The following is a 13,727-nucleotide window of genomic DNA, read 5'->3' as shown; positions in this document are numbered from 1 at the left end:
ATTTGCGGGTTTTTTATTGCACGTAAAAATCGATGGTTCTCCACGGAGGCAGGAATTTACGATTCCTGTTAATGGTCTCTTTGGGGTGGATTACCGGGAATTCTTTCCGGATAAAACCAAGAAGTCTCCTTTTGCTTCCGGTTTTTCTCTGTCCGTTACTTTGCAGTCAATTTTCACTTAAGGAATGGTTGTTCAATTGAAAAAAGCATTGATTCTGGGTGGTGGAATTCAGGGACTTTCCTCCGCCTTTGCCCTGCTATCAGAAGGATTTTCTGTAACCATTATCGATAAAGCTGCCAGTCTGTTCAACAGGGCCAGCCTTCGGAATGAGGGAAAAATTCACCTCGGCTTTGTCTATGCCAATGATCCGACCGGAAAAACACCGGTTCTCATGCTGCGATCTGCCTTAAGGTTTGCCCCGGGTCTTGATTTACTGACCGGATCCCCGTTTCCCTGGAAATCACTGGTCTCCAATCCGTTTACCTACACCGTGATGACCGATACCATGGTACCGGCCGACCGGTTGTTTGCATGTTATGATCAGCTGGCTCAGGATTATCACCGTGAACTTTCCGATCCTGAACTGAACTATCTGGGTTTCAGGGAACCGGTGTTCTGGGAACCGATTTCATGCCCGGTCGGATTTGCTCCCGACAGGGGACTGGCATGGGCGAAAACCTGTGAACTCGCACTGGATCTGGTTGGATTCCGGACGGAATTATTGACCAGGCTGAACGGGAATGGTGATCGCGTGCAGATCAGGCTGAACGAAAAGGTGATGGAAGTACATGATTCCCCTGCAGGCTTCCGGGTGGTTACGTCTGCTGCTGATGGATCCCTTCAAACCTATGAGTCTGATCTGGTTGTCAATTGTTTGTGGGAAGACCGTATCCGGATTGATCAACAGGTGGGTCTGGTTCCCGATTATCACTGGGTGAATCGCCTGAAATACCGGTTAATGATCAGGTTACCTGACCAATTGCCTGTTCGGGACTCGTTCACTTATGTGCTGGGTGCGTATGGGGACCTGGTTACCTATCCCCATTCTGAATGGTCTTACCTGTCCTGGTACCCGGTGGTGATGAAAGGCTGGAGCAATGATATTTCAACGCCTTCAGACTGGGAAGCAGCCTGCAATGGTCTGACGCCCGAGGAATTCAGAAATCAATTGATTTCCGACGTCTTCGAAGTGTATAAACATCTGGTACCTGGAATTGAAAACTCTCAGGTAGGGCTGGTTGATGCCGGAATTATTTTTTCACGCGGCTCCTACAAGGATATCACCCTTCCTGACAGTGAATTACATGAACGATATGACATCGGTGTTCAGAAAAAAGACGGATATTTCTCCATTTCCACCGGAAAATTCACCAGCGCACCGTATCACGCACTTCAGTTAAAAAAACAACTCGGGTCTGCTCTGGCCGGGAGTCTGGTCTGATGGCTCAATGGCCGATGGTTTCGGTTGGAATTCCCCTGTACCGGTCGGCCCGGTTTTTCGACAATATCTGCCGGAATATCGATGCCATGGACTATCCGAATCTTGAAATTCTCATATCGGACCGTCATGGATTGGATGATACCATTGAACGGCTTGAAGCCCGCTATGCCGGCGATACACGATTCCGGTTTCTGAAATCATCTGATCAGAAGGGATGGATTGATAATTATAACCTGCTGCTGCAGTCTGCAAAAGGCACCTACTTCCGTTGGATTCCTCATGATGATCACTTTCCAGTCTGCAACCTGAAGGAAATGGTTTCAATCCTGGAAACCGATCCGGAAGCAATTGCCGTTTTCGGTCCATCACGGGGTCGGGAACTGGATGGGCAGGTGCTTGCAGGTGAAACGGTGGATTATGCCGGTTTCACTGAGCAGAAAACCTGGTCGCTGGATGTATTTGTTTTCTTCCAGCACTGGCACCTGGCGCTGGGGGCTCTGAAGGCCTTGTTCAGAACAGCCCCGGTTCATGCCGCCGGGCACTATTTCAGGCCGACATGGAAAAAAATGTACACAGAAAGAGTGTGGCTCTCCGGACTGGCTCTCATGGGACGTTTCCGGTGGCTCGATTCTTTTGTATATATCAAAAACAAATGGGATGGAAGTACAACCTCCTCCTGGTCGGTCAACTACCTGAACCTCATATCCATTTATCTGCGCCAGATTCAGGTGGTTTGGTCTGTTTTGGGAATCGGTAAGTGGTCCTTAACCGCAACGGTTTACCTGCTGGCCCTGATGCTCAGAAGTCTGGTGCTGGCAGCGGTTCCGGTACCCTTCAGGAAAAAAATCCGTCCTTTCCCCGGAAAAATCTGGAAAAACCGGTTCGTCCGGTTCCTGTCTGGCTGGAAAATCGGAAGCTCACGCCGTCTGACAGGACCGGTTGTTCATATTTACAACCGGCTTCCGGGTGTTTTATCGGGCACCGTGTGGATTCCTGAGAAAAACCATCCCTCAATCAGTCTGGTGAGGGGTGATCAGGTTTTATCGGTTTGTACGGCTTCCTCCTGGACCAGATTTTCGGTGATGGATGGAACGCATCCGGGGGGATTGGCCGGATTTGCTCTCACGATCCCTGAATCGGGCGATACACAACCACCTTTGGAAATACGGATTGATAACCTGTACTCGCTTCCGATTCCGCAGGCAACGGGTTTTTTTACTCCCCGTCCGATCCTCCCTTCCTGACGGGCCGGTTCGTTTGCAAACTCCGGTCTGCTTCCCGTTCTTTGCCCCCTTTACCTATCGGGAAAAGATATGAAGTCAGGTACGTGGGTCTGTATTTTCCTCATGGCTGCTTCGGGCGTTCTGGCTCAGACCAGAGTGTTTACCGGCGCAACCATCCATCCGGTGAAAGCACCGGTCATACAGAATGGAGTGTTGATTACCGAGGGTGAAACCATTGCGGCCATGGGTGCTGCCGGGACTCTTCAGATTCCTGAGGGAGCCGAAATCATTGATTGCAAAGGCAAGGTCATCATCCCCGGTCTGGTCGATACCCATTCCCATCTCGGACAGGGAGATGGTGGTGACGGAACATCCGCACTGAATCCCGATGTAAGGATTCTCGATTCGGTTGATCCGCAAAGTGACACATTCATGCGGGCCAGGGCAGGAGGAATCACCACCGTTAACGTGATGCCGGGTTCAGGACACCTGATGAGTGGTCAGACGGTTTACCTGAAAATGCGGTTTGGGAAGACCGCAGAAGACTTGCTGATCCACACCGATGACACCCGTACGGTTTACGGCGGAATGAAAATGGCCAATGGAACAAATTCCATGCGGACATCCGGTCCTTTTCCCGGAACCCGTTCAAAAAGTGCAGCCATGATGCGCGACTTGTTTGTCCGTGCTCAGGATTATAAAAAGAAACTGGATCAGGCGGGTAGCGATGCCTCCAAACGTCCGGCCAGAGATTTGCAGATGGAATCCATGCTGGAAATCCTGAATGGAAAACGGATTGTGCATTTTCATACACACCGGCATGATGATATCATGACCGCCATCCGCCTATCTAAAGAATTCCAATTCAAAGTCGTCCTTCATCACGTCTCTGAGGGCTGGATGGTGGCCGGTGAAATTGCCAGGGCCGGTATTCCATCTTCCATTATTGTCATCGACTCGCCCGGCGGTAAACTGGAGGCAGCCAATTTAAGTCCGCGGACCGGGGCCATTCTTGATTCTGCAGGCGCCCGTGTGGCATTTCATACCGATGACCCGATTACCGATTCCAGACTCTTTCTCCGGTCTGCTGCCATGGCTGTCCGGTTCGGCATGAACAGGGAAAAGGCGCTGGAAGGATTAACCATTGCCGGGGCAGAGATGCTGGGACTTGAAAAGAAAGTCGGTTCCCTCGCACCCGGAAAATCAGCCGACCTGGTCATTCTTTCCGGTGACCCGTTCAGTGTTTACACAACGGTGGAACAAACGTGGGTCGAGGGAAAGAAAGTGTTTGACAGGCAGAATCCTGCAGACAAGGCTTATGCCACCGGCGGATATCAGATTTACCGCGATTTGCTGTATGATCATCATGATCTCGGCGGAGGTCATCAATGAAACAATTTTTCTTTTTAACCGGATTGATTTTATTACCTGCCAGTCTGTTTTCGCAGGTTGCCATCCGGGGTGAAATGGTTTACCGGGTCAGCAAACCCCCGGTTTCCAATGGCGTGGTTCTGGTGAATAACGGAAAAATTGAACAGGTCGGCCCGGCCGATTCGGTCTCAATTCCCGCCGGTTACAAGGTGATCAGTGGAAAAGTGGTTACTCCCGGATTTATTGATGCCCGGACGGTTGTCGGACTGACCGGTGTGCTGAACCAGCCCCATGATCAGGATCAGCTTGACCTGACTTCGGCCATTCAACCCGAATTGAGAGCCGTGGATGCCTACAATCCGAAAGATGAACTGGTAAAATGGCTGCAGAGCTTTGGCGTAACCACCATTCACACCGGCCATGCCCCCGGCGCCCTGATTTCAGGACAAACCTTCATTGTGAAGACCCTGGGTGAATCGGCAGATGGAGATCTGATTGATCAGGAAACCATGCAGGCCATCACCGTCGGAAAAGGACCTTCCCGCCATTTTCAATCGCCAGGCACCCGGGCAAAGGCCATTGCCATGCTCAGGGCCGACCTGATCAAAGCCAGAGAATACCGTGAGAAGAAAGCCACTAAAGATCCTTCGAAATATCCGGCGACGGATCTGCGTCTTGAGTCCCTTTCCCGTTTGCTCAGCAGGGAGGACAAGGCCCTGATTTATGCGAACAGTCAGGCTGATATTCAGTCGGCAATCCGGCTTGCACAGGAGTTTAATCTGGATCTGGTGCTGGATGGAGCCGCGGAAGCATGGAAAATGATTCCTGAACTCCGGAAAGCAGGCTGTCCGGTTCTGCTGCAGCCCTCCATGGTTCGCACCATGGGTGATCTAAAGAATTCAACGTTTGAATCGGCCCGGATGCTGGCAGAGGCATCTGTTCCGTTTGCCTTCCAGTCGGGCTATGAAGAATATGTTCCCAAAACCCGTGTGGTTTTGTTTGAGGCCGGGTTATATGCAGCAAACGGATTGGGTCTGGAACGGACCCTGAAGGCCCTGACTCTCGATGCAGCAACCATTCTTGGCATTGGCCACCGGACGGGGAGCCTCGATCCGGGTAAGGATGCCGATGTGGTTGTTCTGACCGGAGATCCGTTCGAATACACCACACGGGTCTGCACCGTTCTGATCAATGGCCGGATCGTCAGCCAGACCTGCTACTAATTTTTCACAACTAACAGGACATCTACATGAAAAGTCATTTCTTTCCCTTCCTGCTACTGACGCTGATTCCGTTGACCGCCTGCGGACAGAATTCCGGCCCGGTATCCATGAAGGATCAGCGCGACAGCATCAGTTATTCCATTGGTCAGGATATGGGAAAAAATTTCAGGGTTAACGAATTTGACCTGAATCCGGAGCTGGTTTCCCGTGGTTTCCAGGATGGTTTTGCAGGTCTGGAAGGGCATCTGACCGAAGAACAAACCGCAGGTCTGATCAGAGCATTTCAGATGATCATGCAGCAGAAACAAATGGAAGCCATGGCAAAACGCGACGAGAAACAGGCAGAGGAAAACGAAAAATTCCTCAACTCCATGGCAAAAAAACCCGGTATTCAGGTGACACCCAGCGGTCTGATGTATAAGATGGTGAAGGAAGGAACGGGGAGGAAGCCGGGATCCGATTCAAAAGTGCGGGTTCATTACCGTGGTACCCTCACCAATGGGCAGGAGTTTGACAGTTCTTATAAACGGGGCGAACCCATCGAATTTTCTTTGGATGGAGTGATTGCCGGCTGGACCGAAGGGATACTGCTTATGAAAGAAGGCGGAAAAATTGAGCTGATTGTCCCTCCAAATCTGGGATATGGCAATCAGGGCAACGGACCAATTCCTCCTGGTTCCATTCTGCTGTTTGAAGTGGAATTGCTCGGAATCGTTCCCTGATTACCAAACGACTGAATCTGCCAGGATTTAGTCGGAAATACATGAAAAGCAGGGTTCTGTCTTCGGCTGCAAGACAGGAAGGCGGACCCTGATTTTTGCCGGAACAACCTTCGCGGGCCGGCAACTTCTTCTCTGGTCAGGACCGGGTGGGCTTTTTGGTAAAAGGCGCGAAGGACAATTCGGCGGCTACCTGAGACCTGAGGTCATCCAGGTTCGATCTCATCACCACCTCACGCGGTACCACGGGTCTGATAAAAATCACAATTTCGCCGGGATAAATCAGCGGGGATTGTTTCGTATTCACATCAGCCATTCCGTAAACAAAAACCGGCAGAATGGGCCTTCCAAATTCCTTTGCCACCTGAAATGGCATGCGTTTCAATTCCATCAGATGACCATCCCGGGACCGTCCTGCCTCCGGATAGATGACAACCTGTTTACTTTCCGAATGGATCCGCAATTGTTCGGCCGATTTGAAACTCTGAACCGGATTGCGCCGGTCGACTGGTAAGTTTCCGATGCGCCGGATGATTTTTCCATACAGAGGATACCGGAAATGCCGGTGATCTTCGAGTCCACACATCGGTACCTTCAGAAATCCGAAAAGCAGCGGAAGATCCAGATAGCTGATGTGGTTCGGCATGATAATAACCTTTTGCCGGTAAAGCGGCTGCAGATTCCCTTTCACAATGACCCGCACACCCAGCAGGCGAAAGAGAATCCGGCAATGTCGCTTTAATGCAATTTCGAACCGGTACGATCGCCTGCTGTGAATCATGAGGTAAAACCAGATCAGCACGGGAATCACATAACCGGGTAGTATCAGAAGATTGAGGAGCGCTCTGAAGGTTCTCATATCCAAAAATGCACCAAACAGTGGTTCGGGTCAATCTGGTTGGCGGTTTCATTCAGGTTGCCAATCCGGACTTCCGCGAACAGACCGTGTATTTTTGTGCATGGCCATCAGAGAACTGAACCGGTGGTACCCCATCGGACCCATCCCGGAATCCATCTGGAACCGTTTCGACCCCGAGGGTCAGCAGTGGCTTTCATCCTTTTTCAGAGACTATCTGGAGGCGGTGGGAAGTTATTGCTTTCAGAAACAGGTGGTGACCATCACCGATGAGTTGTTTGGTCCGCCGGTTCTCGGAATGGTGCTGACCGGTGAAGTGCCGGCGCGCCGGTTAATTCTGATCAGAAAGGCACTGAACGTTCTTACCGGGCATGTTTCCTGGAATGAACTGGTTCCTTCCCGTATTCAGGGATTGGTGAACCGTGAACAGGTGCCGGCTGGCACCGATGATGAAGCGTTGATTTTTCCGCCGGTCCCATGGTTGCTGGATACCATTCACTGGCATGGGTCGGTGATAGATGGCTGGCCTGATCGATGGGCTGGACTCTGGCTTTCCTATTTCCGGTTGCTGACTCACTGGCTTCCTCCCGTGACTTTCCGGTGGAAAGTGATCATCCTGCAACGTGAGCTGGCCACCGGGTTGTCCGAACCGGGGTTGGCACTCATGGTGGAGGACCAGCGGGTGTTTGATGGAGAGTTCAGAGAGTTGGTTTTCCGTCTCAATCTGATTATTGACTGGATCCGGATTCAGGCAGGTGGTGATCAGTTAAATCCGGCCGTGCTGCTGGGTCATCACTGGCCCGGACGTCCATAGTATAGGAGAAAAGAACATGAAACAACTTCCTGTGACCACGTATGGTTACCAATGCGGTCCCATCGTTTACGGATGCATGGGATTGGGCGGTGAGTGGAACGATTCCCCTCTAACCAACGACGATGTGAACAAGGCCCGGGTCGCCACAGAAGCGGCCATTAACGCGGGTATCACGCTGTTTGATCATGCCGATATTTACACCCGTGGAAAAGCTGAGCTGGTGTTTGGCCGGCTGCTGAAGGAAAACCTGGGTCTTCGATCCACCATTTACATCCAGTCGAAATGCGGCATTCACCTGAGTGATGATCCCTGGAAGCCCCACCGGTATGATTTTTCCTACCACCACCTGATCTCATCGGTGGAAAAGAGCCTGACCCGACTGCAAACCGACTATCTGGATTTTCTGCTGCTGCACCGCCCCGATCCGCTGATGGAACCGGATGAAGTGGCCAGAGCCTTCTCGCAACTGCACCGGCAGGGGAAAGTCCGTCATTTCGGAGTCAGCAATTTTACCTGGCAGCAGCTGGATTGGTTGCAGACGGTTGTCGAGCAGCCTCTCATGATCAATCAGGTCGAGCTCAGTCTGGTTCATCATCACTGGCTCGATCTGGGAGTTACCGCCAATCACCGGTCTGCGCAGGGTTCCTCGGCCTTTCATGGTACCATGGAGTATTGTCAGCGAAATAAAATCCAGCTTCAATCCTACGGACCGTTGTCAAAAGGCCTCCTGACCAATGAGAACGCAAGCCCTGAAAATGAATCCTACCGGAAGGTCATCGGCATGATTGGTGAACTGAGCAGGAAATACACGGTCAGCAGGGAAGCCATTGTGCTGGCCTGGCTGCTTCGGCTTCCGGCAGGCATTCAGGCCGTGATCGGAACCACCAATCCGGATCGAATCAGGGCGTGCGCACAGGCCACGCTTCTCGAGTTGTCACGGGAAGAATGGTATGCCCTTTATACGGCGGTAAGGGGAGGGCGTCTGCCTTAAAGAATTCCTTTGGTGGAAGGCAGGCTGGTGCCGTTGATCAGGACAGCTTCCCGGAGAGCGCGGGCAAAGCTTTTGAACAGGGCTTCAGCCTTGTGATGGTCATTTACGCCGTAGAGAACTTCAAGGTGGATGTTTGCCCGCAGGGTATTTCCCATGGCCACAAAAAATTCCCTGATCATTTCGGTGGAGAGGTTCCCGATCTTTTCTCTTTCAAAATGGCAATTAAATACGGTGTAGGCTCTGCCTGACAGATCAATCACACAGCGGGCAAGGGTCTCATCCATCGGTACATAAAACGATCCGTAACGGTTGATCCCGTTCTTCTCTCCAAGAGCCTGATTCAGGGCGGCACCGATGGCCAGTCCGGTATCCTCGACCAGATGATGATCATCGATGTGGATGTCACCATTGGCCTGAATATGAAGATCGATCCCCGAGTGTTTACTGAATTGTTCCAGCATGTGGTCAAAAAAACCAATGCCGGTTCCGACACTGTACCGGCCACTGCCGTCAATAGTCAGTTCGACATGGATCTGGGTTTCGCGGGTATTCCGGTCTATGGTGGCCTGACGCATAAGTGGGGTCCTGAGACTAACTAGTTGGTGTACAAATATCGGTATTCACAACGGGTTTGCCCAATCGTACCTTTGATACATGCGTTTCTGACCGACCGAACCGACGTGCGGCTGCCAGGTTCGTTGACTTTAAAATGACCGGTGGGTAACTTGCAGGTTACCTTAAAATTGATGGCTGTGAAAGACAAACGGACCCCGGAAGATCGCCGGTTACAGGATGAGTTAAAGGCTGGTTGCCAGATTCCGGCACACATTGCCATCATTATGGATGGTAACGGAAGATGGGCCAAAGCGAAGGGTCAGCCACGGGTTACCGGTCACAAGGCGGGTGTTGATTCGGTCCGGGATGCCGTGGAAGCCTGTGCGGAACTCGGAGTTTCCTATCTGACCCTGTATGCCTTCAGTACCGAAAACTGGGGTCGCCCGAAGGATGAAGTCAGCGCCCTGATGAGTCTGCTGATTCACAGTCTGCGGAAAGAACTCCGCACATTGAACGAAAACAAAATAAGGCTCAGAACCATCGGGAATACCAGTGACCTGCCCGAAAAAGTCCGGCTCGAACTGGAACAGACGGTGGAATTGACCCGTCAGAATGACCGGATGACCCTGGTACTGGCTCTGTCCTACAGTGGTCGATGGGATTTGGTGCATGCCTGCCAGCAAATTGCAGCAGGAGTGAAGGCCGGCACCATCCGGCCGGAAGACATTACCTCTGAAACGGTATCGGAAAACCTGTCCACAGCAGGCATTCCTGATCCGGATCTGTTGATAAGAACCAGCGGGGAACTGAGGATTTCCAATTTTCTTCTCTGGCAGTTAGCGTATTCAGAATTTTACATCACCGACTGTTTCTGGCCGGATTTCCGCAGAAACCAGCTGTATGAAGCCATCCGTGCCTTTAACCGCAGGGAACGGCGATTCGGAAAAGTCAGTGAGCAACTAAAGCCGGTATCGGCATAAGGATTTTTTAGTAAACATGACAAACCGGTTGGTTTTTCTCCTCTCCCTGCTGTTGTTTTCCTCCAGCGCATTTGCTCAATTCGGTCAACCCAAACAGGAAATGTTCACCATCGCCGGTATTTCGGTTGAAGGTGCTGTTTTCAGCGATCCGCAGGTCGTGATTTCCAACTCAGGTCTCGCCATCGGTGACCAGGTTTCCATTCCTTCCGATAAATTTTCCAACGCCGTTAAACGCCTGTGGCGTCAGCGACTGTTCAGTGATATCCAGATTCTGGAAGATAAACGGATCGGTGATCAGATTTTTGTGGTGATCAAAATTCAGGAGTACAGCCGGATGGACTCCTGGTCCTTCAAAGGTCTGGATGAACTCGATGAGGATGACCTTAAAAAGGAAATCACTCTGATTAAAGGACAAATGCTGGATCCGGCCACGCTGAAACGGTGGGAAAATCTGATTGTAAACCGGTACGCCAAAGACGGCTATCTGAAAACAACGGTTAAGTTCACCGAAGAACCGATCACCACGGGAAAAGTCAATCTCATTATTGAGGTTGATGAGGGACCGGATGTCTATGTAAAGAAAATCAAATTTCATGGAAATACCGGTTATGAGGATGATGATCTGATTTCTGAATTTAAAGAAACCCGTCAGGATAGCTGGTGGCGGATTTTCGGGGGACCCAAGTTTAAAAAGGACGATTACGAGAAAGACAAAGGTATTCTGAAGGATTTCTATCAGGAACAGGGTTACAAAGATTTCCGTATTATCCGTGACAGTGTTTACTACCATCCCGATAAACCACGGGAATTATTCATCGATATTTTCCTGTACGAGGGAAATAAATATTACGTTCGCAATGTGAACTGGATCGGTAATAAATTGTATTCCGATACCGTCCTGACCGATGTGCTTGGATTTGCTTCCGGCGATGTGTATGACCAGAAAAAACTGAATCAGAACCTGTATTTCACTCAGGAAGGCAAGGACATCGGGTCGCTTTATTACGACCGCGGTTACATGTTTTTCTCGGTGGATAAACAGGAAACTGTAATCGGGCAGGATTCGGTGGATCTGACCTTTACCATTACCGAGGGAAATCAGGTTAATATCGGCCGTGTTCACATCCGCGGAAACACAAAAACCAAGGAAAAAGTAATCCGCCGTGAGTTGTACACGCTTCCTGGCTATACCTTCTCACGCGATGCCATTGTACGTTCCCAGCGTCAGATTTCGGTGCTGAATTTCTTTAATCCGGAAAAAATTGATATCCAGACCCCCATCGTGGATCAGGAAACGGTGGATCTTGTTTACACGGTTGAAGAAAAATCGAGTGATCAGCTGAATCTGAGCGCCGGCTATTCGGCCACTTTTGGTTTTTCGGGTGCAGTGGGTCTCACTTTCACCAATTTTGCCGGTGGTGATTTATTCGAAGGCAGTGCCTGGCGTCCGATCCCAGTTGGGGATGCTCAGCGCCTCTCCCTCGATGCACAGTTTGGTGTCAATAACCGATACAACACCTTCTCCATCTCCTTTCAGGAGCCGTGGTTTCTCGATACACCTACTTCGGTTGGTTTCAGTGTGTATTACACCTACCAGAATATTTATTATCAGCTGATTCAGCGCGGATTTTCTGTCAGTGTCGGCCGCCGCCTGAAATGGCCCGATGACTATTTTTCCGGTAACTGGGTATTTCGTTACCAGAGCAATGATTACAGCGGCGGTTATAATTCCCTCTACTATCTGAGCGGTTTCACCACTCAGTATACACTGACTCAGGTGATTTCAAGAAATAGTTTTGATAATCCGATTTTCCCAAGAAGCGGATCGAACCTGACTTTATACACGGAGCTTGCAGGACCGCCCTTCTTACCCGGAACGGCTACCTACACAAAACATAAATTTTTCCTTGAAGGCTATTCAAGAATTGCCGGTGATCTGGTTCTCTTTCAGTCTTCCCGGTTCGGATTGTTGCACACTACAAAACCCAATGATCTGAGAGCCATTCCCTATCAGGAATATTTTTACATGGGCGGCTCTGGTTTATCAGCCTTCGAAACCGTTTCATTGCGCGGCTATGATGACCGGATGGTTGGTCCTCTGGATGCCAGTGGTATTCCCATTGGTGCCAAATCGTTTTATAAATATTCAGCAGAGTTGCGTTATCCACTTACTTTGAATCCACAGGCCAGTGTTTACTTTCTCACCTTTCTTGATGCAGGTAATGCCTGGCGGACTTTTGATGAAGCAGCCACCTTTGACCTGAAACGATCGGCTGGGGCAGGTGTGCGGATTTTCCTGCCGTTTGTGGGAATGATCGGATTGGATTACGGGTATGGTCTGGATGGAATTGGCACCAACCGGAATCCGAACGGATGGGCCCTCACCTTTTCCTTCGGACAGGGTCAATAATCACGGAGTATCAGCATGAAAAACCGTTTCGTTTTTGTCTTCTCATTTCTGATGTTGTTCCCGTTAACCGGGGCTGCCCAGAGCAAAATCGGCTTCTTTGACAGCAATCTGGTTATGGAAAAATTACCCGAGGTGAAAGACGTTCAGTCCCAGCTGGATATTCTGTCGGATGAATGGCGCCGGGAAATTCAGAAAATGAAAAAAGAACTGGATGAAAAATTTCAGGCATTCCGAACCCAGCAGCTTTTGTATTCTGAAGAAGTCAGACGGAAAAAGGAAGATGAAATCATTGCGATGGAACAAAAAATCGCAGAATTTCAGAATCAGAAATTCGGAGTGAATGGTGAACTCTTCACCAAACAATCCGAACTGATGAAACCCATTCAGAACAGTATTTTTAAAGCAGTGAAACTGGTCGCCGAAGAAGAAAAACTCGACTATGTGTTTGATCGCAGTTCGCAGCTGGCCATTTTTTATGCGAACCCCTCGCTAGATCTTACCGAAGCCATCATTAAGAAAATCCGGGTTACCGGCATCGACAATCAATAAAAGAAAGAACCACCTATGAAAAACAGTCTTGCAATTCTTGCACTGGTTATGCTGGCCGGATTTTCTCAGCCGGTTTCTGCCCAGGTTAAAATCGGGACAGTAAACTCGCAACAGATTCTGGAAAACATTCCCGAAACCAAATCGATCCAGCAGCAAATGCAGAAGCTGCGTGAGGCAGCCGAGAGCGAATTTGCCACCAAGGTTCAGAAGTTTCAGGAAGAAGCCGCCGACTATGAAAGAAAAAAAGAGTTGCTCACCCCGGAAAAACGTAAGCAGACCGAGTCAGAACTGCAATCGAAACAGCAGGAGCTTCAGCAACTGAACCAGTATAAAGTTCAGGAATTGCAGCAAAAGCAGGTTGAACTGACCAAACCAATGGAAGAAAAGGTCATGTCTGCCATCGAAGCTGTTGCCAAAAAAGAAGGGTTAACCCTTGTGCTTGATAAGACTAACAGCATTGCCAATGTGGTGATGTATGCCGATGACAGCCTGGATATTACCTTCAAGGTACTGGACTATCTGAAGACTGCAAAAGCGCCGGCTAAACCCAAGTCTGGCAAATAAGACAGTTTAAAATCTGTTAATAAACGGGCTG

The 13,727-nt window shown here is 50.0% G+C and carries 13 protein-coding genes; 11 read left to right on the top strand and 2 right to left on the bottom strand.

Going from position 1 to position 13,727, the window contains the following annotated elements:
• The first annotated feature begins 196 nt into the window (after window positions 1-196).
• The 5 genes from HUU10_08235 to HUU10_08215 all read left to right on the top strand — a co-directional run bounded on the left by HUU10_08235 (window position 197) and on the right by HUU10_08215 (window position 5,980).
• Entirely contained in the window at window positions 197-1,441 is a 1,245-nt protein-coding gene (locus tag HUU10_08235) for an FAD-binding oxidoreductase (GenBank protein ID NUQ81583.1), read from the top strand.
• Complete coding sequence (locus HUU10_08230) at window positions 1,441-2,685, top strand: glycosyltransferase family 2 protein (protein NUQ81582.1); 1,245 nt, start codon at window positions 1,441-1,443, stop codon at window positions 2,683-2,685. Before HUU10_08235 ends, HUU10_08230 begins: the two co-directional genes overlap by 1 nt.
• Window positions 2,686-2,754: 69 nt before the next feature.
• Window positions 2,755-4,056: an amidohydrolase family protein gene (locus tag HUU10_08225; GenBank protein NUQ81581.1), complete on the top strand. Its 1,302-nt coding sequence runs from the start codon at window positions 2,755-2,757 to the stop codon at window positions 4,054-4,056.
• Window positions 4,053-5,258 carry an amidohydrolase family protein gene (locus HUU10_08220; protein NUQ81580.1) on the top strand — a complete coding sequence of 402 codons (1,206 nt, stop codon included), beginning with the start codon at window positions 4,053-4,055 and terminating at the stop codon, window positions 5,256-5,258. The genes HUU10_08225 and HUU10_08220 overlap by 4 nt, the downstream gene beginning before the upstream one ends.
• A gap of 26 nt (window positions 5,259-5,284) precedes the next feature.
• Window positions 5,285-5,980 (top strand): FKBP-type peptidyl-prolyl cis-trans isomerase, encoded by a 696-nt coding sequence (locus tag HUU10_08215; GenBank protein NUQ81579.1) that lies wholly within the window; start codon window positions 5,285-5,287, stop codon window positions 5,978-5,980.
• A gap of 136 nt (window positions 5,981-6,116) precedes the next feature.
• Here the strand turns inward: HUU10_08215 and HUU10_08210 are convergent, their stop codons facing one another.
• Window positions 6,117-6,836 carry a 1-acyl-sn-glycerol-3-phosphate acyltransferase gene (locus tag HUU10_08210; protein NUQ81578.1) on the bottom strand — a complete coding sequence of 240 codons (720 nt, stop codon included), beginning with the start codon at window positions 6,834-6,836 and terminating at the stop codon, window positions 6,117-6,119.
• 100 nt (window positions 6,837-6,936) lie between these two features.
• Between HUU10_08210 and HUU10_08205 the strand changes: the two genes are divergently transcribed.
• Together HUU10_08205 and HUU10_08200 are read left to right on the top strand one after the other, a co-directional pair.
• Window positions 6,937-7,647 (top strand): hypothetical protein, encoded by a 711-nt coding sequence (locus HUU10_08205; GenBank protein ID NUQ81577.1) that lies wholly within the window; start codon window positions 6,937-6,939, stop codon window positions 7,645-7,647.
• 16 nt (window positions 7,648-7,663) lie between these two features.
• Window positions 7,664-8,638 carry an aldo/keto reductase gene (locus HUU10_08200; protein ID NUQ81576.1) on the top strand — a complete coding sequence of 325 codons (975 nt, stop codon included), beginning with the start codon at window positions 7,664-7,666 and terminating at the stop codon, window positions 8,636-8,638.
• Here HUU10_08200 and hisB read toward each other — a convergent pair.
• Window positions 8,635-9,213, bottom strand: coding sequence for an imidazoleglycerol-phosphate dehydratase HisB (gene hisB, locus HUU10_08195; protein ID NUQ81575.1), 579 nt, complete (start codon window positions 9,211-9,213; stop codon window positions 8,635-8,637). The two genes, HUU10_08200 and hisB, sit on opposite strands and share 4 nt — an antisense overlap.
• Window positions 9,214-9,384: 171 nt before the next feature.
• On the opposite strand from hisB, the gene HUU10_08190 reads away from it, so the two are divergent.
• The 4 genes from HUU10_08190 to HUU10_08175 are packed head-to-tail and all read left to right on the top strand — an operon-like array spanning window position 9,385 to window position 13,696.
• Window positions 9,385-10,173, top strand: a complete 789-nt coding sequence (locus HUU10_08190) for an isoprenyl transferase (protein NUQ81574.1) — start codon at window positions 9,385-9,387, stop codon at window positions 10,171-10,173.
• A gap of 16 nt (window positions 10,174-10,189) precedes the next feature.
• Window positions 10,190-12,583: an outer membrane protein assembly factor BamA gene (gene bamA, locus HUU10_08185; GenBank protein ID NUQ81573.1), complete on the top strand. Its 2,394-nt coding sequence runs from the start codon at window positions 10,190-10,192 to the stop codon at window positions 12,581-12,583.
• Between the two features lie 15 nt (window positions 12,584-12,598).
• Window positions 12,599-13,132: an OmpH family outer membrane protein gene (locus tag HUU10_08180; protein NUQ81572.1), complete on the top strand. Its 534-nt coding sequence runs from the start codon at window positions 12,599-12,601 to the stop codon at window positions 13,130-13,132.
• A gap of 15 nt (window positions 13,133-13,147) precedes the next feature.
• On the top strand, window positions 13,148-13,696 hold the full coding sequence (locus HUU10_08175; GenBank protein NUQ81571.1) for an OmpH family outer membrane protein: 549 nt from the start codon (window positions 13,148-13,150) through the stop codon (window positions 13,694-13,696).
• Window positions 13,697-13,727 lie beyond the last annotated feature (31 nt).

It is taken from the genome of Bacteroidota bacterium, from assembly GCA_013360915.1.
In the GTDB taxonomy this organism is placed as follows: Bacteria; Bacteroidota; JABWAT01; order JABWAT01; family JABWAT01; genus JABWAT01.
Note: the sequence above shows the minus strand (reverse complement) of the source record. Positions and strands in the feature narration are given on the sequence as shown.